Below are 24,637 nucleotides of genomic sequence, written 5' to 3' on the forward strand. Positions count from 1 at the left end.
AGCGGTACACATCGGTATTTAAAGAGGGGCTTTTAGCGCTTGCGCTTACTGGTGATCGTGATATGGTTTTACTATAACACTATACAAGGAGTGGTTGATGTACGCTGCTGTTGCTTACTTATTGATGGCCGTGGCGCTTTGTGCCATTGCCGTAGTTATTAAAATTCCCTATTTCGCAATCTTTTTCTACTGGAGCGCACTGTCGTTACTACTGGTTTCCTTGGCCTATATCGCCAATTTAGGGCGCATTTTTAGAAAGCGTCAAGATGGCAGTATTCCTTGGTATATTCGGTGGGCATTTATTCCTTTCTTATTAGGTGCGCAACTATATAACTCTTGGCAACGGCGCACAGATAAAGTGCCGCCTATTCAAGAAGTTGAGCCAGGCTTGTTTCTCGCCTGCCGACTGTTTCCTTCCGACGTGGAAACCCTTAAGCATGAAAATGTCACTGCCATACTAGACGCTACCTGCGAGTTTGATGGTTTGGACTGGTCGCTCATCGGTGAAAACATCAGTTATTTGAATATCCCTGTGTTGGATCATGCGGCGCCAAACCGCGCGCAACTGCGCCAAGCCATCAACTGGATTCACCACCACCGCAAACGCAACCGCAATGTGGTTGTACACTGTGCCCTTGGACGCGGGCGCTCGGTATTAGTGATGGCTGCTTACTTACTAGCTAAAGAGCCTGAGGCGGACTTAGACGAAGTGTTGTCGCGAATTCAGGAGACCCGTGAGACGGCCAACCTCAATCGTTTCCAGCGCAAGGCCCTGAAGAAAATGCATAGCAGTGGTGAACTCGAAGTACGCAATAAAGTGTGCTTAATTGCTAATCCAGTTTCCGGACGTAAGTTATGGGGTGAAAAAAAGCACGAGATCATGTCACGCCTCAATGGCTATTTTGATATGTCGGTGAAAACCACCACAGAGGAGGTGAATGCGGCGATGCTAGCCGAGCAAGCGTTGGCCGATCATCCTGATATGATAATCGCTTGCGGCGGCGATGGCACGGTCACCGAAGTCGCCTCAGTGATCTGTAATAGCGATATCGTCTTGGGTATTATTCCCATGGGCACGGCCAACGCCTTAGCGCATGTGATTATGGGGATTGAGTCTAAAGCCTTTGGGGTTGATAAGGCCCTTGATGTGTTGATCAGTGGAGATGTTCAGGCCATAGACACAGCGCGCTGTAATGATGAGTTAACACTGTTACTCATCGGTCTAGGGTTTGAGCAAAAAATGATTGAGAGCGCTCATCGCGACGCCAAAAATAGCAGCGGCCAATTCGCCTATTTGCAAGGCTTCTGGCAAGCACTTGGCGAGCATAAGGCTAAAGATTACGAGTTAACATTGGATGATATGGCACCTCAGTCTGTGCATACAAACAGTATGATTATTGCCAACGCAGCGCCTATTTTTACTTTGCTAGCGCAAGGGCGAGGGCAACCTGAGCATGACGATGGTTTATTGGATGTCAATTGGCTCGAACCGGCCAAAGACTCCAGCGTTAACGTACTTAGTATTGCTGAGCTTGCATTTAACAGTGTGACTCAAACTCAACTTGATGTGAATGCGCACCATACCAATGCCCGCAAGGTGCGTGTTACAGCCAATGAACCTATTGATTACGTAATAGATGGTGAAACTCGTCAGGCAGATGAGTTGGTCATTGAGATTCAGCCCTCATCATTGCGTGTAATGGCTCCGCAGCGCAACGAAGAGTCATCTTAAAAGCACAAAGTGATTGGGCCCAGGTCATTTGGCTCAATCACCTTATAGCGTTAGTTAGTGCACGCGGATTTTGCCTTGTTGCTCGGGATAAACTGGGTGGCCCTGTTTATCTACAGCTCGCCAGATAAGCGCGCCGTTATCTTGGTTTGGGTGTTTACGGGCACAGATTTTCGGTGCCCCAAACATGTCAATTACCGCTCCTTCACTGTAACGACGCTCTTCATACCAACACACCGATGTGTGCTGCGCATCGACCCAAACATGTGTTTTGGTTTTCTTGGTATCGGCAGCCCCTTGCGGGGCGAACATGAGTGTTATCAATACCACAAGCGCTGTGCGCATATCGGTTTCTCCGAGATGTAATCGTGATGTCAAAGCAACAGGCACAATTATGAGACCTGTTGCTTTGCGTGTTTAGGTGGCATCCACCTGTTGCTGCGGCGCTGCATCAGCGAACGCCTTGAGCGTATTGCAGTGATTATATATGGCCATGATTTTTGGGTAGCGGTCCATATCGACTTTAAAGCGCAGGGCGTTAAACACTTGAGGAACCAGGCAGATGTCGGCCAGTGTTGGCGCGCTGCCAAAACAAAACGGCCCCTCGCCGAGCTGATTTTCAAGGCTATCGAAGCCGGTCACTATCCAGTCTTGATACCATTTGGTTTTCTGCTCATCACTGACATTGAGCTCTGCTGTTAAATACTTTAGCACACGCAGATTGTTGATGGGGTGAATATCGACGGCAATGGCATACGCCAGCGCGCGAATTTGTGCTTTTTCCCAGGCATCACCACTAACCAGCGGCGCCTGCGGGGCTATTTCGTCCAACCACTCTAAAATAGCCAGTGATTGACTAAGTACGCCTTGCTCGGTTTCAATGGCAGGTAGCAAGCCTTGTGGGTTTTTGCTGAGATAGGGCTCACCACGCTGCTCGGATTTGAGCAAATTGACCGGTACAATGTCATGCTCCAGCTCCTTTAAATTTAGTGCAATGCGCACGCGATAAGCCGCTGATGAGCGAAAATAACTGTATAGCTTCATTATTTCTCTCCGTTAAAGTGTTTTTTTATCCCTTTCCAGCAATCAAGATAGTTGCTTTGGCGCTCTTTGCCAGTTAACGCGTACTCTGTGGGAGCAATGATATAGCGGGACTCAAACATAAAGGCTAAGGTGTTTTCATAGCGTACCGGCTCAAGCTCGCCCTGGCTTGCCTTGTCGAACACTTCGGCTTCTGGGCCGTGCGGTGACATGCAATTGTGCAGGCTCGAGCCACCTGGGACAAAGCCCGCTTCTTTCGCGTCATAGGTGCCTTTAATCAGACCCATAAATTCACTCATGACATTGCGGTGGTAATACGGCGGTCTAAAGGTGTGCTCGGCGACCATCCATCGCTCAGGGAAAATAACGAAGTCAACATTGGCCACTCCTGGGGTGCCCGAAGGAGAGGTCAATACCGTGAAAATGGATGGATCTGGGTGATCGAAACTGACCGTGTTCATGACATTAAAACGTGACAGGTCATATTTGTATGGCGCGCTGTTACCGGTCCAAGCCACCACATCCAGCGGTGAATGGGTGATATCTGCTCGATACAGTTGGCCGCTAAATTTGGCCACCAATTCAAAGTCACCTTCTTTGTCTTCAAATGCGGCGACAGGATATTGGAAGTCGCGGTCATTGGCATAGCCATTGGCACCCACTGGTCCGCGCTCAGGAAGAATATAGGGGTGGCCATAGTTTTCGCAGATATAGCCGCGCACGGGGCCATCGATTAATTCGACAAGGAACTTCATGCCACGAGGGATCACCGCGATTTCTCCGGGGACAATTTCGATGATGCCGCATTCTGTACGCAGCCGCAGGCCGCCTTGTTGCGGCACAAACAACATCTCGCCATCGGCGTTATAAAAGTAACGCTCATGCATCGAGGTATTGGCCACATAAACGTGAATACCAATCCCGGCTTGACCATTGACGCTACCATTAGCTGCCATGGTCACCAAACCATCGATAAAGTCGGTATGCTCAACGGGAATATCGATTGGATCCCAACGTAGCATAGTCGGTGGAGTCGGCACTTCGGTGATGGGGGCACTGCGCAGTAAGCCATTGTTCAGGGGTTGATAATCTCCTTGAACCACCGATGGGCGAATACGATATAGCCAAGAGCGACGATTGTCGGCGCGCGGCGCGGTAAACGCGGTTGTCGAGAATTGTTCAGCGTAAAGGCCATAGTTGACCTTCTGTGGGCTGAATTGACCAATTGGCAAGGCATCGGCAAGGGCTTCGGTGTCAAATTCGTTGCCAAAGCCGGTCATGTATTGCAGTGTGTGTTTGCTCATTAGTAGGCTCCTGTTGTATTGTTAGCCAACATACTCTCATGTGAGAGTAATTTCAAACATCACGCACAGGGCGGGTGTAACATAAATTTTACGTGTAAAGTCGATGCCATTTGATTTAAATAACTTCATCCCCTATCTACTCACCTTGTCTGGGGCCAAAGTCAGCGCTGCTTTTGCCTCTGTTTATCAAGATTCATTATCAACTCCCCAATGGCGCATTATGTGTCATTTGAGACAACAAAAATCAGGCCTAACGTCACGGCAACTATGCGACTATGCGCTATTAGACAAATCAACGGCATCGCGGGCAATTAATGGTTTGCACGCACAATTATGGGTTGAGGTGCAGCCTTGTGCGGAGGATAGGCGCGCCAAACAAGTGCGTTTAACGCCTTTGGGCGAGTCATTGATGGATGAGTTAGAGGCGAGGGCTTTGCAGTGGCAACAGAGCTTAATAACCGAGCTAAGCGCAAAGGAACAGGCCTTGCTGAAAGGTTGTTTGCAGAAATTAAACCGCGCTGCAGAGGCGAGCGCCAGTCGTCAGGCATAAAAAAAGGCCCACCTTAGGTGAGCCTTCTATTATCGTGTTTACTAGCAATTAGAACGTATAGCGAACACCGATGCGCATTTCCCACAGTGACGCGTCGCGTTGTACAGACGTGTCTTGGTTGCCATCGTTAAAGCCGGTATAAACATAACGGCCGTTGCTGTCGATATTCATATCAACCATACGGTTGCCTACGAATGAGCCTTTTTTGTAAGTGCCCCAGTCGTCGTTCAACAGGTTAGTTAGGTTGTCGATGACAAAGAACACTTCACCTTTGTGGCCTTCTGCGAAGCCAGGCAGCTGTTGCGTTACTTTCAGATCAAACTTCACATACCACTCGGCATTTTCGGAGTTACGATCGGTCACTGAGCCACGCTTTAAGCCTTCTTCTTCGATGAATGCATTGAATGCAGCGAGATCTTCGGCACTCATGTCATAAACAACGTTTGGATCGTTTTCCAACGGTACGTACAGTAATTGGCGTGAACCATAGCCGTAGTTGTTGAAATCGCCGAACTGGCTGTCTGCGGTATCAAACACGTAGCTGTAAGGTAAGCCTTCGCTTGCTTGACCGAGTAGGTTGAAGCGAGTTTCGTAACCATCGAAGAACTCTTGGGTGTAGCCAAGGCGCAACGTAAAGCGGTGCGGTACTTCGTAATCCGAAGTGGCCGGTCCTGGCATACCTGGATTGGTGGTTGCGAAGTTACTGTAGTTCGATGCCGCCACTGAGCTATTCATTGGGTTTACATCTTCTGAATCAGTAAATGCATAAGCCACAGTGAAGTCGATGCCATTATCGTATGACTTGCTTAGTGCTGCCGAGATAATGGTTGATTCGCCATCATCGCCGTCTACATTGGTGAGCATGTACTCTTGATCGCGACCTTCGATGCTTTCGAAGATTGGACGACCGTCAAAGGTTGTCTCGCCGCTATCACGTAAAGCGATGTCTTGTAGGTACGCTGAATCTTGTTTTTGCGTGTGCAATACATCTAAGTTAACAACATAGTCATTTTCGAAGGTGTACGTAGCACCGACTGAGTACTTCCACTCTGACGGGATTTCAAAGTCTGGGTCGATTGAGTGAGTTGCTGAATCACCTGCGCCCGGTGTGGTTGCCGCGATTTCATCAAACAGTGACTGTGGTACGCCGTAACCCGGAGTGTCACCATTGGTCATTGCAGTATTGAAGAGATCGACGTCATCCGCACGCAATTGAATTTGTGTTACCCCGTCGTTTTGGTAAGCGCTTGACGCCCATACGTTCGGATTACCACCTGAATAAAGACCGAAACCAGCGCGAATCTCAAGGGCATCGTCTACGAACCAGTTAAAGCCAACACGCGGTTGCAACAAGTCGACGCCATCTAGGTTTTGCTGGTTAGAGAAGCCATAGCGATTTTCAAATTGCGCATTGAAGTTTGGATAGTCGTCGCTTTGATATTTGTCATAGCGTAAACCAAACAACAAGGTCGCATCGATATCAGTGAAACTATACTCGTCTTGAACGTATAGAGTATGCACTTGGTATGAGAATTCTGCCGCTAAGTCGTTCGGATTGTTGCTGCCTGCTGCGTTATAATAATAAACGCGATCAGCGATACCTTGCTCATAATCTTCGATTGAGTCGAAGCGGAACTCACCTTCGGTGTGCTGTACGAAAAGGTTGAACACGTTCAAATCTTCATACTCATAACCGGCAGTAATAGTGTGCTGGTCAAGGTAATAAGTACCTGAGATTTTCGCAGTCAGGTTATCCCAGTTAAGGTCGTTTGACTGACGTGAATCATCCGGGCCGATGTATACAGTGTCGTCATTGGGGCCGTAGCTGATTTGGAATTCACCGAAACCGCTAGCCGCATCAAGTGACTCTTGGCGAGCATCTAGGTCTGACTTGCCGATACGCACTTCAGTTGAGAAGTTGGCCGACCAGTCTGAGTAAAGTGAACCGACGATAGAGTAGAACTCTGCGCCACGCTCGTAGAAGTGACTAGAAAATGCCAATTCGTCGTTGTCAGCATCGGACTGTGAAAGATCAAAACCATCGTTGTAGTTATACACTACACTGGCGCGGTGATCTTCGTTAATGTTCCAGTCTAGTTTTACCAACAGCTTTTCATCTTCGATAGGCATGCTGCCTGGCGTTCCGCCGATATCGTAGTTATAAACATCGCTGGTGATTTGACGAATGCGGTCGATATCTGATTGGCTGATATTACCATTGTCGATAGGGCCGTAATCGAACTGTTTTACCCCTTCCAACTTCTCGTAAGAGGTGAACAAGAATAGCTTATCTTCAATCAGTGGCATGCCCACATTAAAGCCGTAGCGTTTTTCGGTGTAGTTGCCGTTGTCGATGTCGCCATCGATTTCGTCGATGCTGTCGCCTTTCATCGAGTCATTGGTGTAATCAAAGAATACGCCACCGTGCAACTCATTGGTACCAGATTTAGTAACGGCGTTGATGTTACAAGAGGTAAAGCTGCCGTACTGAACGTCAAACGGGGCCATTTCAACGGCGACTTGCTCTAGCGCATCAAACGAGAACGGCTGGCGCACCGTTGGGTAACCATTTGAATTCAAACCAAAGTTGTCGTTCATACGAACGCCATCAAGGGTTAGGCTGTTAAAGCGCGGGTTAGCGCCACCACAGTGAATCGCATCGCGGCTATCGTCCACATAAATACGTGGGTCGGCACGGACAATATCTTTAATATCACGGTTAATGGCTGGTGCTGATTCTAAATCTGCTTGAGTAAAGGTCGCGGCCGGGCCGGTGCCACCTGAAAATGAACTAATAGGACGGCCGGTGACTACGATTTGCTCGATATCGCCTTTCGCTTGAAGTTGCACTGTTACTGGGTACTCTTTACCCAGTGATAGATAAACATTTTCAACGACTTGGTCTTCAAATTTATCTGAGTCGATCAGTACATTGTATGGGCCGCCAACGCGCAAGCCTTTGGCGCTAAAGTAGCCAGCATCATTGACTACAGCGGTCTTTGCAGAGCCTGTCGGCAAGTGAATAATGGTCACTTCAGTGCCTGCAGCCGGGTTGCCGTTTGGTCCAGTGATTTGACCTTTGACTGAGGATGCGGTTTCGTTAGCAAAAGCACCTGAAGACATGCCCACAGTAGCGGCAATGGCCATCGACAGTGCCGATTTCCTAAGTTGCATTTTCATGTTGTTTTCCCGTGTTTAAGTGTCATTAGTTAGACGGTCATTAATTATCGTAAGATATTAAAAACTATTATTGTTACCGTGGTATTGCGAAAAGCTAAAATTGCACATTTTATTGCAAAAATAAGCCCTTAACTTACTCAACGGCGTGACTCTTATTGTTACTTGCTTTAAATATATTAACAGCTAAGCCTAGTTCATCGACTCATAGATGCCAGTATATCGACGCACTCTGATGCGCTTGGCTTAGTGGCTGTTGAAAGTGGGTGAATTGTACCCATCATAGCCAGCTTAGTCACTCTTTTTCAGCAAATTAAAGGCCATTTGTCCGCTTTAGATTGAACTTTGTTTATAAACTGTAAGTTGGAGTATTAACCAGCAGCGGCATGTATATATCGTCGGATGAGGCGGTTGCATAAAAGCACACCAGAGTGTCAGGGGTATAATGATCACCAATAACCCTAGGGAAGAGGGAAGTCTAGGTATAAAAAAGCCCACCGAGGAGGTGGGCTTGAGGTTGCGATTTTCTAACTAATTAGAAAGTGTAGCGTACACCAATCTTAGCTTGCCAACCCGACGAACTCTTTGAAATAGAGTTGTAGTTACGAGTGTCGAAGCCATTGTGGCGACGGTCAATGATGATGCGACCTTCGTCATCTAAGCCACCAAAGTCATAGACTGCTTGGTCTGAATAGCTTAGGCGCTTTTCTACGCCCCAATCATCATTAAGTAAGTTCGCGAAGTTCTCAACCATCACGTAAAGCTGGCCTTTGTGGCCTTCGGCAAACCCAGGGATCTCTTGCTTGAAGCTTACATCCATGGTGGTTACCCAAGGTTGTGTGCCGGTGTTACGGCCGATGATCTCACCACGCTCAGAAATGCCAGCTTGGTTTAGCAAGGTTTCTAGCTCATTCCACGTCACCTGTGACTCATCCCAGTTGACTGCTGCGTCATCAGCGCCAGATGGAATATAGGCTAGGTAGGCTGAGTGGCTTTGGAACTCACTGCCGATATCGCCGAAGTCGTAATCATTGTAGAAGCCCATTGAATGGCTGTAAGGACGACCCGAACGACGCTCGAAGAACATGTTGAACTGTGATTCATAGCCTTCAAAGAACTCGGTCTTGTAGCGAAGGTTAATTTTAAAGCTGTGTTCTACTTCATAGTGACCACGGCCCACAGTATCAATATTGCGGCTCTCGACTAGCGCATGCTTATAGTTACTGATCGCGCGTGATGATGAACCAGGCGCTACTTCAGTAATATCTTGGTGCGCATAGCTTACAGACGCATACAGACCGTTGTCCCACTCTTTGGCAAGTGCCGTGGCTAGGATCACTGAGCGACCGTTTTCATCAGCATTGGTCATCATGATGTCGTAATTTTCTTCACGGTCACCTTCATAGCGGCTCTCGTAAATCACCCGACCGTCAGCTGATTCACCCACTGGAACCAAAGCGGTATTGTGCCATACTGCTTCGTTTTCCTTTTTGTGATAAACCGCTTCACCGGTCCAGCTAAAGCCATCACCTAGTAACTCTGAATCAAACTCATATTCAAAGCCAAGTTGAGCACGAATTGAAGACGGTAATTCAAAGTTAGGGTCGGTGTAGTTAGTGCTTCCTGCACCTTGAGTCATAGAAGCTTGGATTGCTTCAGGTACTCGGGTGATATCCGCTTCAACACCGTCTTGTGAATAGTAATCCGCAATCGCTTGCGACGTGGCTGCTACATAAGTTAGACCATCATTTTGGTATGGATTGTTATACCAAACGTTTGGAATACCGCCTTGGAAGCGACCTACGCCACCATTGATGGTGAGGTTCTCGGACGCGTAGTATTTAAAGCCAACGCGCGGCAGAATGATGTCTAAACCATCAAGGTTCTCTTGGTTTGAGTACCCATAAGTGGCTAGGAAGTTTTCGTTTAGCGTGGGTTTATCATCTGATGATAAGCGCTCATAACGAAGACCGACGGTAAGTTCCAACTCATCAGTTGGATAGAATTTGTCTTCAACATACACTGCAAATTGATTACGGCGTGCATCATAAGCCGTGTCATCCGCGTTATTAGTGTAGGCATTGCTATAATCGAAGTCGTAGTTACCGTTGTAGTTACCCACTTCGCGGTTTTGGAAACCTTCTAGGCTATCAAATTCCCACACACCTAATGAACCTGCTGCAAATAGGTTGTATAGGCGCAGTGACTCGTACTGAGCACCAAAATTGATTTCGTGGTCACCCCAGAAGTAAGTACCATCGAAGGTCAGGGTGAGGTTTTCCGTTTCCGATTGGTTTTTATGACGATATTCATCGGTGCCAAACTGGTAGGCAGGGCCGCGATAGTATTCTTCTACCTTAACGCTACCAATGCTTGAGTTGGTGAGGCTGTCGCTACTGACATCTTTATAGGCAATACCAATTTCGGTCGAGAGATTACCTGACCAATCTGAGTATAGCTTAGCAGCAAAGTTGTTAAACTTGGTTTCGTAGGTATAACGGCTTGATGCCAACATTACTGTGTCGCCACCGGTACCGTAGTTTCGCTCGTCGGCGTCATCTTGCCATTGGTAGGTGAAATCAGCGCGGTGATCTTCAGCCACGTTCCAGCTTAGTTTTACCAGTAAGCTGTCGTTGGTATCTTCCGGGTCACCACCAAGCTCATCGCTCAGACCGTAGGTGCTGTCTAATACAGAAAGGAACTCATTAAAGTTTTGCTCTGAGGTATCGTACTCGTGCGTTGCACCTGAGCCTTCAAAACCATAGTCCATTTCCAGTTCACTGGCCCAGCTGTTGTAGTTAACAAAGAAGAATAATTCGTCTTCGATGATGGCGCCACCGGTGCTGATCCCGAAACGCTTTTCAGATTGAATAGGGTCTGTCTTGGTTGTTTCGAAGGTGCGGCGACCATCCTCGTCGAGTACTGGTCTTCCATCTGCGTATACCTGAGAAATACTCTCTACTTCTCCAGCAAGACTTGGGTTAGTGAATTCATAGAAACCGGTGAATTCAAACTCATTGCTTCCCGATTTAGTCACCGCATTGATAACACCACCGCCAAAGTTACCTTTTTTCGCTGAAAACGGTGAGGTATCTACTGACACTTGTTCAATAGCGTCAAGTGCAACAGGTGGCTGCTCAGTAGGGTAACCGCCATAGTTTAAGCCGAAATCGTCATTTTGACCGATGCCGTCAACGGTTAAGCTGTTACTTCTTGGGTTGCTACCGGCAATGGTTAGCTCGCCGCTACCATTAATGCTTGCTAACGGATTCAAACGAGCAATGTCTTTGATATCGTTATTAAAGCTCGGAGTGTTAGCAATTGTGTCTTGGCCAAATACGCTGCTTGAACCGCCTGCTTTTTGCAAAATACGGTAGCCTGATACTTCGATACGCTCTACGTTGATAGGCTCAAGCTGAGAAGTGACGCGGCGAGTTTCACCTAGTTCAAGGTAGATGTTCTCCAGCTCTGCATCACTGTATTTATCTGAGTCAATGAGGATGCGGTATGGACCACCTACACGCAAACCCTTGGCGATGAACGCGCCAGAATCGTTAGTCGTAAAGGTGCTCACCGTGCCGGTAGGCTCGTGAATCACTGAGATTTGCACGTTAGGTGCAGCATCGCCTTTAGGCGTGGTGATCTTACCGCGCATTGATGATGAAGTATCGGCTGCGAAAGCGTTTGCTGACACGCCTAAAGCGAGTACGAGCGCGCCGGCCACTTTCGTTAAGCGAACGTTTTTCATTATGTTGTTTCCCGTGTTTTGTTTCATTGGTTAAACAGTGTGTAATCGAGTGAATATTTTTATTGTTATTAATTCGGTCTATTGTTGTCCGTATAGCGCGTTAAGCACGGCTGCTAGGCGTACACCCGCACGCTGCAGTTGTTGCTCCATCACTGGACGATAGGTAAATAAGTAGTCGTAGCTGACTTGCTCACCGGTATTGGCGTAAATGTCTTGCGCTAAGTGGTGAGACTCAATGAGCCACTTTTTAATATCCAGGTCTTTATTGATTGCCTTGATATCAACGCAGCATAGGAAGTCTGCGTATTCGGAATATGACAGCTTTTGGCTCTCAACAAGGTTGGTATCCCATAAACGATGTAAATTGGTTTGCTCACGAAAGAAGGTGACATCGATGCGGTTACCGCCTCGGTCCTCGGCATTACCGACATGCATAGGTTGGTGAATATCGCCAACAATATGAATTAAAAAACGCAAATAGAATTGCTGTTGTTGTTGGCTTGTTTTTGGCGAGCGCAGTGCCTTCATAGCCGTTAGGATGGCTGTATATGCGTCTTTTACATCATGCTTGTGTTCTTTTGCTGAGAAGTGCTGGTGCGTAAATTCCTCAACGGAGTCGATATTGATGTAATGCCAAGGGCTGGCCTGCTTTTGCCAGAATGTATCGGGGGAAGAGCGCATTTCATCAGCCCAAGTACTGACTCTGGCCATACTGTGGCCCGCTAAAATGTTAGACACCTGTTGCTTCACATCAGCATCCAAATGGTGCTCAGCAATGGCTCCTACAATACGATGACCGTTGGCGCCCCAAGCGCTCACTTTCGTTGCGAAAAAACTAACAAAAGCGAGGGTGCAAATAAGCGTCAATTTGCTCAGATGCGTATAATTGAACTGTAAACTCATTGTTGTTGTCACGTTACTGGCTTGCTTAAGTGAAGGCAAATTGTCCGGATTTTTAAGCGAAAAAACAGGACTTGATGGGATTCATAATTACTTGTTAATAAAGTATATAAAACAAATGCTTATGGTTTATAAATAAAATTACCTATTGCAATAAGTAATTATAATTGTTGAAATAGTAATTGAATTCAATAAAAGCAGCACAAAAGCCCGTGACAAGCATATTTAACAGACGTGACACTGCGCTTATCCTGGTTACATTAATGGTACTGGCGTTAACTAGTTACCTTATCGGAACAATGCGTTTTACCTTGGCAACTACGCAACTGGGTAATGTTATAGCGACTCACTACAGTTGTAATACCACCCAGCCGGAAAATAAAACGCAGCTTACGTTGTTTGCCCCAAGCGAAAATGTCGTCAAACGATTGGCTCAATCGCTATGTAAGGACACCACTGTGTCTAAGCAATACGGCGCTGTCCAAGCTTTTTGGGGAGGCTCTTCTGAGTTTGAGGTGAATGTGCTGGGAAAAGGTTTAGCGGATTTAATCCTTGCCAAGGAAAACCTCTTCAGTGCCTTTACCGCTCACGAAACCTATGGCTACTCACCGCTAGTCGGTTATCCGTCATACACGGCCTACTTTATTGCGAGTAAAGAAAAGCCACGCTTAGAGAAAAGCTACTTTCTTGATAAGCGCATTGGCTTAATTGAATATCCCACCAGTCGCTCCGGTCACATCATGCCCAAGCAGGTGTTCAAGGAGCTGGATATTAATATGAATAGCCTGAATATCACTTTTGTGAACTCGCACAGTGCGTTGCGAGATAAGTTAGCGCTAGGTGAAGTGGATATCATTAGCTCTTATTGGCAACAAGCAGATAACGAGCGTTTTTCTGCAAACTATATAACCGCAATCAGTGACAATATCAGTGGTAGCCATTGGTTTTTACGCCAAGCCAGTGACAACCCTGATTTAGCCTGCGCTATTCAGGGCGCTATTTTAAGCCAAGCAGAAGAGCAATCGGCACAATACTTTAAACAAGCAAAACCTTATTGGCAGTGCAGTGATTCAGCACCCGCAACATTTCAAGGAGAGCCGCTGTGAGAGCGATTAAAGTTGCATTGCTGAAGCATGTGCACAGCTGGGTTCGGCGCTTTAATGCCAATATCGCCACGGTTTTATTTGCATGCTTGGCTATGATTATCGCTTACTGCAGTTACGCAGTGGGGGCATTGAATAGCTGGCATCATCAACAGCAACAAGCGATAGCCCATGTCAAAACACGGATGGCCCTGGATGCTCAATACATTGGACTACCCAATAGGTTGTTGGAGGTACCGGGCGACCGCAAACGCGTGGTGCACTATCTTAAGCAGCTCAACACTCACCTCGCATCACAAGGTTACGCAATTCAAGTGCATGCAATAGCGGGTATAACGCTCGGTAATGAGACAAGCAATCTTGAGAGCTTCAACCTCGTTCGCACAGGTGGGGAGACGTTCACCGTGACGCTGTCACCAGCGGTGATGCCTCTAGCCCAGCTATTGAGCCCTTGGCCTTTACTCATCGTGCTGCTGCTGTCTGTCGCCATGCGAGCATGGTTTAAAACCCTCCAAAGCAAATTAGATAAAGCGCGAGAAGCGGGTACGCCGATACTCGAGCGCAAGCGCCTACTTATTGATTTAGCAGATAAAAGCCTACGCTATGGTGAGCAAGGCAGGCAGGTGCAATTGGCGAACAAACCCCTTTGTTTTTATCTGGCGCTGTTGGAGTTTGGCATTGAATACCCTGAGGTGACGTTAAATCAAAATAAAGAGGTGCCACAGGAGCTACTGGATTTGGCCCACAAGTATTTTAGCCGCCTTATCGATTTAGGACACACGATTAGAAAGCGCCCCAACTTTGGCAATAGTTTAGAGAAAACGCTAAGTGAAATTCGTGCTGCACTGGATGAAGTGTTTGCAGCAGACTCGCAAGATAAAGAACCTTATTTTCCGCCTAAAGCCCATGGTGAAGGGTCACGCTCGCGTGTCCATCACTATGGGCTTAGGGCCGTCAATGGCGATGATTTTGAGGTTATTGGCAAGTAACCGGATGAGGCGCGTTAATTGCCTTAATTGGGCTGTGCTTGCTTACATACTCGCTCAAAATGCTGGCATCCGAGTCGCCAGTGTCTACGAAGCGGGTGTCGGTGTTTAAACGCGGATAGCCATCGCCACCTGCCGCATTGTAGCTATTGATACTCATACGATAGGTCTTATCTAGCTCTAACGGCTGACCGTCAATGCGCACTGATACCAATTTATCCCCCTCGCACACCGGTGCTACTTGGTTGAAGTGGGCATAGGCGCCAGAATCGACAGGGTATGATGCGACTTTACTGATGTATGCAAAAGTCTCACGACCACTAAACTCAATGTAGCCAATGCGGTTTTTAAACGGGTGTACACGAAGAATATCTTTGTAATCGATATCTCCTTGGCTGATTGAGTCACGAATACCGCCGCCACTAATGACTGCAAAATCAGCATCGACATGATTCATTTGTGCTTGGGTGATCAGCTGTCCTAAATTCGTCTGTCCAAAGCGAACTTTGTTTCTGTCGCCTTGAAGGTGAACTTCGGTATGCCCTAAAGTCACGCTTAACTTTTCTTGGCCTTTTTGCTGGTAAGGAGTTAAAAAGTCGAGCATTTCTTGGTCTTTGTTGATGTAATCACCGACCCATTCACCGGTCGCGTCTTTAAGGTTTACTGGGATCAGCTCATAGCTTTCAAGAGTCAGCTCTTCACCTAGCAGTTTAAATCGAGCATGACCCACATACTTGCCCCATTCATGGGCTTGCATGATCCAAATACCGTTTTGATTATCTGGCTGGCAGGGCATGCCTGGGCGGTAACCATCATTGTTGCTGTTCTTTGCCGCCATGCACACTGGTTCTTGGGAGTGGCCACCGATGATCATATCTACGGCGCCTTTGGGTAAGTTGCGAGCCAAGGTTACATCGCCGGGGGCGTTAATGCCGTGTTGAGCATTACTGTAGTGACCCATGTGCGTGACGGCAATAACGATATCAGGGTTGCGGCGCTCAATTTTAGGAAGCATGTTTTTGGTCGCGGTTGCGGGCTCAATAAAATCAAAATTACCGATAAAATCAGGGTTCGCAATCTTCGCGGTGTCGGTGGTGGTCAGGCCTAAAATAGCGATCTTTAGATTATCTCTTTGTAACAGCGTATAAGGAGTGTAAGCAGGCTCGCCATTGCGTTTATCGATAATATTAGCGCTCAGCAACGGAAAGTCGGCCCAACGTTGCTGCTTGTCTAATACCGCTAATGGGTTATCAAACTCATGATTGCCAATGGCCATGGCATCGTAGCCTAGCAGAGTCATGGCTTTAAAATCAGGTTCCGCATGTTGTAAGTCAGACTCAGGAATACCAGTATTGATATCTCCCCCTGAGAGCAACAGCACGGTATCGCCTCGTTGTTTAGCTTGTGCGCGCAACTGTTTTAGTAATGTTGCGCGCGCGGCCATACCGTATTCACCTTTATCGTTATGCCAAAAGCGGCCATGGTGATCGTTAGTATGAAACACACTAATATAGTGCGCTTGTGCGGAGTCAGAGTGTGACTCGGGTGTCGGCGTGGAGGCAGAGCATGCACTGAGCAGTGTAAGCACTGAAAGAGTAATTAGGCGCACAGGGGATTCCTATCGGCGATTATCGTTGCGCCTGATTTTAATTAAATTTTATGACAATTTCACTAGTCTGAGATGGACTGTGCAAATCCGCCTGTCTATACCCTAAGTTAAGATATTTTCTGAAGCAACCGGGCTCAGTCGCAACAGATCAGCCAGTTAGCTCACTGTGCTGGCTTGCACAAGACGAGACGCTGGCCAGTGCAGCTTGTTCACGACGGCGTAACTCAGCACGTGCTAGGGGTGCCTGATGATGATTGATACCGACCATCCAGTTTAAAAACGATGCAGGCACTTGGCGGTACGACTCGCCTTTGTGAACACCAAAGTCGCAAATGAGATTGTTGCTGTTATCCATAGTTGTTGTTTTTAGCTGCTCAAATGATATGCACATACTAGAGAACTCTTGATAGTTTGATAAGTCGAATCTGTTTTAAAAAAGCGCAAAAAGATACTTTATAGTTATATGTTGTTAACCAATTTGTAACTGGGTTTTACCCCCAGGTATCAATTTGTTGTTATTCACTGTGCCTCATGGAAGCATGGCTTGAGTCAATGTAAAGTGGCTCAAAACAACAATATAGGAAATCCCATGAATAAACTTATTGGCTTTGGTCTGGTCGCAGCGGGGCTTACTCTTGCGCAACCTGTTCACGCGACTATCGTTGAAATGCAAACCTCCCAAGGCAGCATTCAAATTAACCTCTTTGATCAGCATACACCAAAAACAGTGGCTAATTTTCTAGGTTATGTTGAGCGTGGCGATTATCAGTTTAGTTACCTGCATCGCTCCGAGCAGGACTTTATTGTTCAGGGGGGCGGGTTTATTTACGATGGCGGGGCCGTGGCCATTGAATCCCAAGGGACGGTAGATAATGAGCCTGTGCTATCCAATGTCGCTGGCACCATCGCCATGGCTAAACGCAGTGGCAACGCTAACAGCGCGTCAAGTCAGTGGTTTTTCAATGTCGCCGATAACAGTAGTAACTTAGATCTGCAAAACGGTGGATTTACGGTGTTTGGTCAGGTCATAGGTGAGGGGATGGAGGTTGTTAAAGCCATTAATGCGCTGCCTACTTGTTCTAGCACGCCGGTCGTTGATTACAGTACGGACGAATGCCAGCAAGGCGCTGAGCTAACGGCAAACAACCTAGTTATTGTTAACGACGTTATTGTCATTGATGATGACCCCAATTCGGCGGCAAACTTGACTCCGGTTGAAAATACCTTAATTGATGAACCTGTCGAGCCAGGGGATGATTCAAGCTCAGGTGCATTTTGGTGGTTGTTACCTCTTAGCTTGTTGATTCGCTGGCGCCGTGCGTAAGGCAAGCCTAATCGGCGTGCTAGGGTATCGCTAGCGCGCCGTTTTTTGGGCGGGTATTAGAGCATGCGCAACATCAACATGATCCACATCGCCAGCACGGTGATGCAACCAAACAAAAAGAGGTAGTAACGTGTTTTTAGGTGGTTACTACTAATATGGACCACAGTGTGCGCAAGGCGCAGTAGTACAAAACCCCAAGCCAAGGCGGTGAAAGCGTAGCCGGTGGTTTGTGTAATTAATGCAGTGAGCACAGCAACATAAAATAAAACTGGGATTTCGAATTGGTTAATAAAGTTACGCCCGGCCACTTGCACTGATTCCGGGGCGTTGTCGAGATCCATAGTGGCAAATTGTTGCATTTTAATTTGCTTGTTGCGTGCGGCAGCAAAACGACGTCGCCCCATTATTACTATCACCACAAGGGTTAACAGTACTTGCGCGAACATTGCCAAAATAAGCCATTGGTGCACGTTAATCTCCCATTACTCATTATTATTTATAAACATCCCAGACCATACCTGAATTACTCCTATTATTCGAGTGCCAGAAAAGGTAGTCAGTGTTTTCATACATTGTTACAAACTTGATAGCTTTTTCATTGCATTTTCATCAGTGATTTTTGATCATAAAAGAAAACGTCCACTTATAAGAGACAAATTCATGAAAAAGACATTAGCACTGAGTGCCCTGAGCCTTGCCGTACTGGCTGGTTGTAAAAGTACATCGACGCCTTCACAAAGCGAAACTGACTCAGCAATTGATTCCGGAAAACTTAGTTGTGAGCCCTAACGACAAGCGGGCCTACGAGACACTGACGTTGGACAATGGCATTGATGTGGTGCTGGTTTCTGACCCCAGTGCTGAGAAATCTGCGGCGGCATTAAGTGTGGGCGTTGGGCTTTTGCACGACCCCATGTCGCAACAAGGCATGGCGCATTACCTCGAACATATGCTGTTTTTAGGCACTGAACGCTACCCCGATACCAAGGGCTACAGTGACTTTATGACCAAAAATGGCGGTGCTCATAACGCTTATACCTGGCTCGATATCACCAACTATATGTTCAAAGTGAATAACGATGCCTACGCTGAGGGGCTTGACCGTTTTAGTGACTTTTTCAAATCGCCAAAGCTGTACCCTGAGTACACAGATAAAGAGAAGAATGCGGTCAATGCCGAGTGGTCGATGCGCCGGGAAATGGACTTTTTCGGTCAGTTTAAACTCGCGCGTAAAATGATGGGTGAGCACCCAGCAAACCGCTTCCTGATTGGTAATTTAGAGACGTTGGGCGATAAAGAAGGGAGCTCATTACACCAAGAAACGGTTGATTTCTACAACCAGTATTACTCCGCGAATATAATGAAAGTGGCGATGATCTCCAATCGCCCACTCAATGAAATGCGCCAGCTAGCGAAGCAATATTTCGCCAATATCGAAAATAAAAACATTGAAGAGCCACAAGTGAAGGCTGAACTGGATTTTGATCAGGCTGGTGGCAAACGTATTTACTACAAGCCCAATGAAGATGTGAAACAGTTGAAGCTTGATTTCACGATTAAAAATAACATGGATAAGTTTGCCCTTAAGCCGAACCGCTTTGTGGCCTACTTACTTAGCAATGAAATGCCAGGCTCTCCAGCGCAAATACTGCGTGATAAGGGCTGGGTCTCACAATTGAGTGCCAATGCATCAGCGAATATGTACGGCAATTATGGCGCGTTGTCAGTGGATATTGAACTGACAGATGCCGGGATGCAAAACCGTGAACAAATCGTTGCTACGGTTATGCGTTACATTGAGCTTATCAAGGAAAATGGTGTTGATGAGAAGTACTTCGACGAAATTCGAACGTCGCTGAATAATCAGTTTCAGTTCTTAGAGAAAAGCGATGAATTTAGCTATGTTTCTTCGTTAACGCAAAGCATGCAGGATTATCCGCTCACCAACGCAATTAACGCGCCTTACTATTATGGTGAGTTTAATCCGCAGGCAGTGCAGGATGTGCTAGCACAGCTTAACGGCGAGACCTTGCGAGTTTGGTATATTTCTCAGCAAGAGCAAACCGATAGCCAGCTGCACTTCTACGACGGCGAATACCGCATTGAAGATATCAGCAGCGAAGAGCAAGCAAGTTGGCAGCAAGCGAGCGAGTTTGCTTTGTCTCTACCCAGCGTTAATCGTCTGCTGCCACAGCATTTTGATATCAAAACTCGTGGCTACGCGGCGCAAACTAAACCGGTTGTGAGCTACGATAAAAACGGTATCAAAATCTGGCAGCAGCCGAGCCAACATTTTGCTGAGCAGCCTAAAGGGTTGGTTGAGGTGTATGTTAATTCACCAGCGCCACAAAACGATATGACTGCGAAGGTGTTAATGAATTTGTGGGCCGACTTATACAATTTGTCGCAAACCGCGTTGGCAACCGAGGCCTCTATTGCTGGCATGTCGGTAGGCATGGACCCTGGTAACGGGTTTACTCTCACTGTCGGCGGGTTCACCGATAAACAACCAGAATTATTACGTGAAGCGCTAAGCAACTTGCAGGTTGAAGTCGATGAACAAGCATTTAATCAAGCCGTTGACCGCTATGTACGAGCACTAAACAATGCGCAGCAGCAATTTCCTTTTTACCAAGCGTTTGATGAGTACTCCAACCTAGTTCGCTCTGGCAGTTACGACACCGAGGCACTGATTGCCAAAGCGCAATCACTTACGGTCGCGGACTTAGAGCAATTGATGAGCCAAGTGTTGACGCATAACACAGTGCGGGTATTTGCTTTTGGTAATTATGATCAAAGCAGTATTGACGTTATTGCCAAAAATATTACTCAGGCGCTGCCGACGCAAAAAGAAGATAGCCAGTATACGCGTTCTCAGTCTTGGCAACCTAAGCAGGGCGAAACCTATGTTGTTCATAAAGACATAGAGGTGGCTGATGTCGCTATTATTGACATGGTTTATCACCCAACCCCAGGTTATGCGCAAAAAGCTGCGGCTGCGGTATTACAAGGGCACTTCCGTACGGTGGCCTTTGATAAACTGCGCACTGAAGAGCAGCTGGCTTACGCCGTTGGTGCTATCGCCCGTCCACTTGAGGACTATGCCGCCATAGGGTTGTTTATTCAAACCCCGGTCAAAGGTCCGAAGGCAATGCAGGCCCGTTTTGATAGCTTCAAGCAACAATATCAACAAGAGCTTAATGAGATGGATGAGGCGACGTTTGCGCAGCTCAAAAATGCCACTCTCGTGGCGCTCAAAGAGCAGCCAAAAAATCTAAAAGATGAACTTGGACGTCTTATTACCGATTGGTATCGCGAACAGTTTGATTTCAACAGCCGTAGCCAACTGATTGCGGCGGTCGAGCAACTGACGCTTGCAGACATCCAAGCATTCTACCAGCAAACGATGATGAACCCAGAAGCCGCAAGGCTCAACGTGCAGCTTCGTGGCAGTAAATTTGCCGACAAGGACTTCGCTGATTTACCTGAGCAAACCAAGGTAGAATCGGTGGCTGACTTCCAAAAGCAAATCAGCTGGCAGCAGTAGTTTACTGGATAATAACGTGCAGAAAAGGCTCCCATGGGAGCCTTTTTTATGTGTTTGATTTAGCCTTGATTAAAGTGCTGAGGAAGGGCGTTAGCAATCTCCGTCAAGCTGGTTTGCCATGCTTTACTCAGGGCGGATGCCAAAGCAGCGTAGCCATCTTGTGCCAGCGGCTCGCTTTGGCTAAAGCGCGCCATACTGAGTACGTGTAATTTACCTTTCTCATCAACTCGAGATAAACGCCACAAGCCTGCTATTTCTGCATTGTTATTGAGGCCGCCGTTAAAATGGTCGATGTCGATATCGAGCTGATAAAACGATGACTGCAGCTGCTCGGCATAGACATCAGCCCCTTTGACGACCAGCACTTGCTCTAATGTGGCCATTAGCTGCAACTGGGCGCTACTTTCGAGCATGAGTGCTGGGCTATCGGCCCAAAAATGGTAATTAGCACTGTATATTTCTTGCGGTGAGCGTCGTACTACCATGGCACGGTTATTAAGGTTACCGCGTAAACTGATAGGGCTTAAACGCAATAGGTGTTGGGTTTGCTCATCGGTGCGTAGCAGGTTGTTATTAAACAGCGTGCTATCTAACTGGTAGTAGCGTATATTGCTAGTTCGCGAGTCTCCTGCACAGCCTTGTATCAGCAATGCCAGCGTCAGTAATAAAATAAGTCGAACCATTAGTTATCACTCCTTGGCAGCGGATCAGCAGGCAGCTCTTTATCAAAGATCAGCATATTAGGTTGCTCCTTTAACCCTTTCGATAGGGGCTGCAGTTCATCCATTAGGCGCTGCATTTGCTCAAGTGAAGACTGCATTTGTTGATACATTTTCGAACCATTTTGGAAGCTCGCCATGGTCACCTCAAATTGCTCCATGCTTTGCTCAAATTGGCGCATACTTTGGCTAATATCAGCCATATCTTGGGTAAATTCTTTGGGCAGCGCTTTCATACTCGGGTCGCTCATGAACTGGCGCATATCCACAGCAAGCGTTTCATAACGGGCCATGGTGCTTTCAAACTGAGCCAAACTTTCTTCTATACGAAGGCCTTTAACCTTATTGAGTACATCATTAACTTGATTGGCCAGCACCGTGATGCCGCTAGAGGTACTGGGGAAAACAGTGTAGTCGCCGCGTTGTGTTAAGCCGACCAATTCACTATCAGGATAGATATCAAAATCAACGTAAACGGCGCCAGTAAGCAGGTTACCAGGCTTCAAAGAAGCTTTAAGTCCTTGTTGCAGGAGCTCATCAACATGGGATTGCCAAAACTCCCTCGCTTGTTGTGAGTCGCGGTACAAGCGCCCATACTCGATACGTATAAGTACCGGAACGGCATTGCTGGTGTTGCTAAAGTGAGCAGGGCGACCATCAATCATAACCTCAGCCGGGACTTGCTCGACAGTGCCTATGCGCATACCCCTGTATTCGACCGGCGCACCCTCTCGTAGGCCGCGAATAGACTGCTCAAACTCAATGAGGTAGTGCTGGTAATCATAAAATCGCTGCTCTAACGCAGCTTTATAGCTGTCACTTAGGCTAAAGGTATGCTCTTGCTTGGCGACTGCTCCTGGAGGATCGCCCTCTGGGGTGGCCAGCGAAATACCTCCCTTTAGCATTTTCGCGATCGATCCTGTTTTGACGTTGATGCCATCAGCGGATAGGTCAAATTCGAGTCCTGAATTAACCCAAAAGACCGTGTTCAACGTCACCAGGTTTTCGTACGGCGCATTAATAAATAAACCGTAACGCATCACTTGTTGTTGCCAATCAAAATTGGCCGTTTCGATTTGGCCGATTTTATATCCTTTGAAGTAAACCCCTGTGCCCACCTCGAGCACTTCAGCATCTCGGCTGATTAACTTGTAACGCCCGCCTTTGACATCATTGGCAATCAGCGCAGGCTCCTCTTGCAATTCAAAGCGCTCGGTGAGCTGCTTGCTCTCGCCGGGGGCGAATTCTAAATAAACACCCGAAAATAAAGTACTAAAGCCGGTGACGCCACTTTCATCCACGCGCGGTTTGACTACCCATATTTTTGCATCTTCAGTGAGTAAGTTATCGTAGTGGTTATCTACTTGAGCGCGGGCGATAACATGATCGCGGCTTGACGCCAATCGAATTGCATCGACAGTGCCTATTTTTACACTGCGAACTTTGATTTCTGTTTTACCGGCGACGATGCCCTCAGCATGGGGCATTTTGATGTAAATAGTTTGCCCTTGTGAGAGTTGGTGTTGCAGTAACATCCATGCACCAACAAACAAGGCGATGATAGGGATCAGCCAAATAGGGGACAGTTTAGGCGCCGTTTTAATGCGCGCAGTATTACTCATTCACGACTCTCTTCACTTTTTCAGGGGGATCCCAAATCAAACGTGGATCAAAAGCATGGGCCGCCATCATTTGGCAAATAACCATCGCTGCGAAACATAACGCGCCCAACCCGGGTTCGACCAACATCAGGTTGCCTAGCTGTACTAAGGCTACCAAGATAGCAACAACAAATACATCAATCATCGACCATTTGCCAATAAATTCAGTAACCTGATATAGCCGAGTGTACACCATAGAGCGGCGACTGGCTTGGCGGTAAACCATCACGCACAAGGTCGCAAGCACCAATGCTTTAGCAAATGGCACCACCACACTGGCAAGGAAGATAATCGAAGCGATGGGATATGAACCACTTTGCCACAACAGTATTACGCCGCCAATTAGCGTTGATGGCTCTCTGTCTCCCAAGCTGGTGGTATACATGATAGGCAGTACATTGGCAGGAATGTACAACAGTACCGACGTCACCAGCCAGGCAGCGGCTTTTTGTACACTTTGCATATTGCGATAATGCGTAGTGCTGTGACAGCGTGGGCATAGTTTGTCGTAGGTAAGTTGCTGGCAAACATGACAGGCGCGTAGATTGACATCAATAGCCCTCACTCCTTTTGGAACGGCGAGCTCTTTATGAGGGGCAATCTGTCGCCACAGTCTAGGACGGTTGACGTAAGATAGGGCACCTATATATGTCAGCACAAACCCGCCATAGGCCCAAAAGCTAATGCCAAAGGCAATGTCTGCCATAGACATTATTTTAACCATACTGACCAATACGCCGACGAGGAAAATCTCCGACATTACCCAGGTGTCCAATGCTAGGGTCAATTTCAGCAGCTTACGGCCCCAATGCTTTGGCAAAGTGCGCAAAAAACCTAAGTGCAAAGGCAGCAGTAACAACAGCATCACTAAGGGTAAAATAATGATACTGATATCAATAAATATCCCTAACAGGGTGCTGTCGTAGTTAAAAAGCATGCGTCCGGCATCAGGCAAGGTCATGGTTTGCGTGATGCCTCGACTGGAGAACGAAATAAAAGGGTAAAACACTGAGCTCAATAATAAAATAATGGCACTCAGGGTGAGGGCTACAACTTTAGGGTCGTTATTGACGTTGCTTGCATTTAAGCTCGAGTGACAGTGAGGGCACTGGGCAACTTGTTTGGCTCGGAGTCGCGGCACATCGACCACTAGATCACATTGCGGGCAGGCCAGTTGCATGTTTTCTCAAACTTTATCCAGTTAACTGCTAATGTTAGAGCATAGCGCTTATTTTATGT

At 47.2% G+C, this 24,637-nt stretch carries 17 protein-coding genes and 1 pseudogene; 6 read left to right on the forward strand and 12 right to left on the reverse strand.

The features are described from left to right. Positions 1 to 97: 97 nt before the first annotated feature. Positions 98 to 1,732, forward strand: a complete 1,635-nt coding sequence (locus PRUTH_RS18145; protein ID WP_022945211.1) for a diacylglycerol kinase family protein — start codon at positions 98 to 100, stop codon at positions 1,730 to 1,732. Between the two features lie 54 nt (positions 1,733 to 1,786). Here PRUTH_RS18145 and PRUTH_RS18150 read toward each other — a convergent pair whose 3' ends face one another. From PRUTH_RS18150 to hmgA, 3 genes are all read right to left on the reverse strand, one after another. Continuing rightward, entirely contained in the window at positions 1,787 to 2,074 is a 288-nt protein-coding gene (locus tag PRUTH_RS18150; RefSeq protein WP_151174125.1) for a DUF1496 domain-containing protein, read from the reverse strand. A 72-nt stretch (positions 2,075 to 2,146) separates the two neighbouring features. Further along, positions 2,147 to 2,773: a maleylacetoacetate isomerase gene (gene maiA / locus PRUTH_RS18155; protein ID WP_151174126.1), complete on the reverse strand. Its 627-nt coding sequence runs from the start codon at positions 2,771 to 2,773 to the stop codon at positions 2,147 to 2,149. Then, positions 2,773 to 4,074 carry a homogentisate 1,2-dioxygenase gene (gene hmgA, locus PRUTH_RS18160; protein WP_151174127.1) on the reverse strand — a complete coding sequence of 434 codons (1,302 nt, stop codon included), beginning with the start codon at positions 4,072 to 4,074 and terminating at the stop codon, positions 2,773 to 2,775. The genes maiA and hmgA overlap by 1 nt, the downstream gene beginning before the upstream one ends. Positions 4,075 to 4,177: 103 nt before the next feature. Between hmgA and PRUTH_RS18165 the strand changes: the two genes are divergently transcribed. Then, complete coding sequence (locus PRUTH_RS18165) at positions 4,178 to 4,624, forward strand: MarR family winged helix-turn-helix transcriptional regulator (RefSeq protein ID WP_151174128.1); 447 nt, start codon at positions 4,178 to 4,180, stop codon at positions 4,622 to 4,624. A 48-nt stretch (positions 4,625 to 4,672) separates the two neighbouring features. Here the strand turns inward: PRUTH_RS18165 and PRUTH_RS18170 are convergent, their stop codons facing one another. From PRUTH_RS18170 to PRUTH_RS18180, 3 genes are all read right to left on the reverse strand, one after another. Beyond that, positions 4,673 to 7,804: an outer membrane beta-barrel protein gene (locus PRUTH_RS18170; RefSeq protein WP_138508325.1), complete on the reverse strand. Its 3,132-nt coding sequence runs from the start codon at positions 7,802 to 7,804 to the stop codon at positions 4,673 to 4,675. Between the two features lie 532 nt (positions 7,805 to 8,336). Next, positions 8,337 to 11,549, reverse strand: coding sequence for a TonB-dependent receptor (locus PRUTH_RS18175; protein ID WP_151174129.1), 3,213 nt, complete (start codon positions 11,547 to 11,549; stop codon positions 8,337 to 8,339). A 78-nt stretch (positions 11,550 to 11,627) separates the two neighbouring features. Continuing rightward, the gene (locus PRUTH_RS18180; protein WP_151174130.1) at positions 11,628 to 12,452 is read right to left on the reverse strand and encodes a S1/P1 nuclease; all 825 of its coding nucleotides are present in this window, start codon (positions 12,450 to 12,452) and stop codon (positions 11,628 to 11,630) included. Positions 12,453 to 12,907: 455 nt separating this feature from the next. On the opposite strand from PRUTH_RS18180, the gene PRUTH_RS18185 reads away from it, so the two are divergent. Together PRUTH_RS18185 and PRUTH_RS18190 are read left to right on the forward strand one after the other, a co-directional pair. Further along, the gene (locus PRUTH_RS18185) at positions 12,908 to 13,555 is read left to right on the forward strand and encodes a PhnD/SsuA/transferrin family substrate-binding protein (protein ID WP_235045741.1); all 648 of its coding nucleotides are present in this window, start codon (positions 12,908 to 12,910) and stop codon (positions 13,553 to 13,555) included. Continuing rightward, on the forward strand, positions 13,552 to 14,541 hold the full coding sequence (locus PRUTH_RS18190) for a hypothetical protein (protein WP_151174132.1): 990 nt from the start codon (positions 13,552 to 13,554) through the stop codon (positions 14,539 to 14,541). Before PRUTH_RS18185 ends, PRUTH_RS18190 begins: the two co-directional genes overlap by 4 nt. Here PRUTH_RS18190 and ushA read toward each other — a convergent pair. Together ushA and PRUTH_RS18200 are read right to left on the reverse strand one after the other, a co-directional pair. Further along, entirely contained in the window at positions 14,528 to 16,147 is a 1,620-nt protein-coding gene (gene ushA, locus PRUTH_RS18195) for a bifunctional UDP-sugar hydrolase/5'-nucleotidase UshA (RefSeq protein ID WP_151174133.1), read from the reverse strand. The genes PRUTH_RS18190 and ushA overlap by 14 nt on opposite strands. A 148-nt stretch (positions 16,148 to 16,295) precedes the next feature. Continuing rightward, on the reverse strand, positions 16,296 to 16,538 hold the full coding sequence (locus tag PRUTH_RS18200; protein ID WP_306669453.1) for a hypothetical protein: 243 nt from the start codon (positions 16,536 to 16,538) through the stop codon (positions 16,296 to 16,298). A 198-nt stretch (positions 16,539 to 16,736) separates the two neighbouring features. Between PRUTH_RS18200 and PRUTH_RS18205 the strand changes: the two genes are divergently transcribed. Further along, positions 16,737 to 17,471, forward strand: a complete 735-nt coding sequence (locus PRUTH_RS18205) for a peptidylprolyl isomerase (protein WP_138508319.1) — start codon at positions 16,737 to 16,739, stop codon at positions 17,469 to 17,471. A 56-nt stretch (positions 17,472 to 17,527) separates the two neighbouring features. Here PRUTH_RS18205 and PRUTH_RS18210 read toward each other — a convergent pair whose 3' ends face one another. Continuing rightward, on the reverse strand, positions 17,528 to 17,941 hold the full coding sequence (locus PRUTH_RS18210) for an MAPEG family protein (protein ID WP_257221094.1): 414 nt from the start codon (positions 17,939 to 17,941) through the stop codon (positions 17,528 to 17,530). Between the two features lie 190 nt (positions 17,942 to 18,131). On the opposite strand from PRUTH_RS18210, the pseudogene PRUTH_RS18215 reads away from it, so the two are divergent. Next, positions 18,132 to 21,018, forward strand: a pseudogene (locus tag PRUTH_RS18215) (insulinase family protein). A 59-nt stretch (positions 21,019 to 21,077) separates the two neighbouring features. Here the strand turns inward: PRUTH_RS18215 and PRUTH_RS18220 are convergent. Genes PRUTH_RS18220 through PRUTH_RS18230 form a run of 3 tightly spaced genes read right to left on the reverse strand, consistent with a single transcriptional unit; the run spans position 21,078 to position 24,578 of the window. Further along, positions 21,078 to 21,701, reverse strand: coding sequence for a PqiC family protein (locus tag PRUTH_RS18220; protein ID WP_151174134.1), 624 nt, complete (start codon positions 21,699 to 21,701; stop codon positions 21,078 to 21,080). After that, positions 21,701 to 23,359, reverse strand: a complete 1,659-nt coding sequence (pqiB, locus tag PRUTH_RS18225) for an intermembrane transport protein PqiB (RefSeq protein WP_151174135.1) — start codon at positions 23,357 to 23,359, stop codon at positions 21,701 to 21,703. Before pqiB ends, PRUTH_RS18220 begins: the two co-directional genes overlap by 1 nt. Further along, entirely contained in the window at positions 23,352 to 24,578 is a 1,227-nt protein-coding gene (locus PRUTH_RS18230; RefSeq protein ID WP_151174136.1) for a PqiA/YebS family transporter subunit, read from the reverse strand. Before PRUTH_RS18230 ends, pqiB begins: the two co-directional genes overlap by 8 nt. Positions 24,579 to 24,637: the final 59 nt, after the last annotated feature.

The sequence above is a fragment of the Pseudoalteromonas ruthenica genome, assembly GCF_008808095.1.
In the GTDB taxonomy this organism is placed as follows: domain Bacteria; phylum Pseudomonadota; class Gammaproteobacteria; order Enterobacterales; family Alteromonadaceae; genus Pseudoalteromonas; species Pseudoalteromonas ruthenica.

Bases quoted from the DNA above. Each gene is read 5' to 3' on its own strand.
- PRUTH_RS18220 (WP_151174134.1), bottom strand. From the start codon at position 21,701: ATGGTTCGACTTATTTTATTACTGACGCTGGCATTGCTGATACAAGGC.
- PRUTH_RS18180 (WP_151174130.1), bottom strand. From the start codon at position 12,452: ATGAGTTTACAGTTCAATTATACGCATCTGAGCAAATTGACGCTTATT.
- PRUTH_RS18165 (WP_151174128.1), top strand. From the start codon at position 4,178: ATGCCATTTGATTTAAATAACTTCATCCCCTATCTACTCACCTTGTCT.
- PRUTH_RS18145 (WP_022945211.1), top strand. From the start codon at position 98: ATGTACGCTGCTGTTGCTTACTTATTGATGGCCGTGGCGCTTTGTGCC.
- PRUTH_RS18230 (WP_151174136.1), bottom strand. From the start codon at position 24,578: ATGCAACTGGCCTGCCCGCAATGTGATCTAGTGGTCGATGTGCCGCGA.
- hmgA (WP_151174127.1), bottom strand. From the start codon at position 4,074: ATGAGCAAACACACACTGCAATACATGACCGGCTTTGGCAACGAATTT.
- PRUTH_RS18205 (WP_138508319.1), top strand. From the start codon at position 16,737: ATGAATAAACTTATTGGCTTTGGTCTGGTCGCAGCGGGGCTTACTCTT.
- PRUTH_RS18170 (WP_138508325.1), bottom strand. From the start codon at position 7,804: ATGAAAATGCAACTTAGGAAATCGGCACTGTCGATGGCCATTGCCGCT.
- PRUTH_RS18200 (WP_306669453.1), bottom strand. From the start codon at position 16,538: ATGTGCATATCATTTGAGCAGCTAAAAACAACAACTATGGATAACAGC.
- PRUTH_RS18175 (WP_151174129.1), bottom strand. From the start codon at position 11,549: ATGAAAAACGTTCGCTTAACGAAAGTGGCCGGCGCGCTCGTACTCGCT.
- pqiB (WP_151174135.1), bottom strand. From the start codon at position 23,359: ATGAGTAATACTGCGCGCATTAAAACGGCGCCTAAACTGTCCCCTATT.
- maiA (WP_151174126.1), bottom strand. From the start codon at position 2,773: ATGAAGCTATACAGTTATTTTCGCTCATCAGCGGCTTATCGCGTGCGC.
- PRUTH_RS18150 (WP_151174125.1), bottom strand. From the start codon at position 2,074: ATGCGCACAGCGCTTGTGGTATTGATAACACTCATGTTCGCCCCGCAA.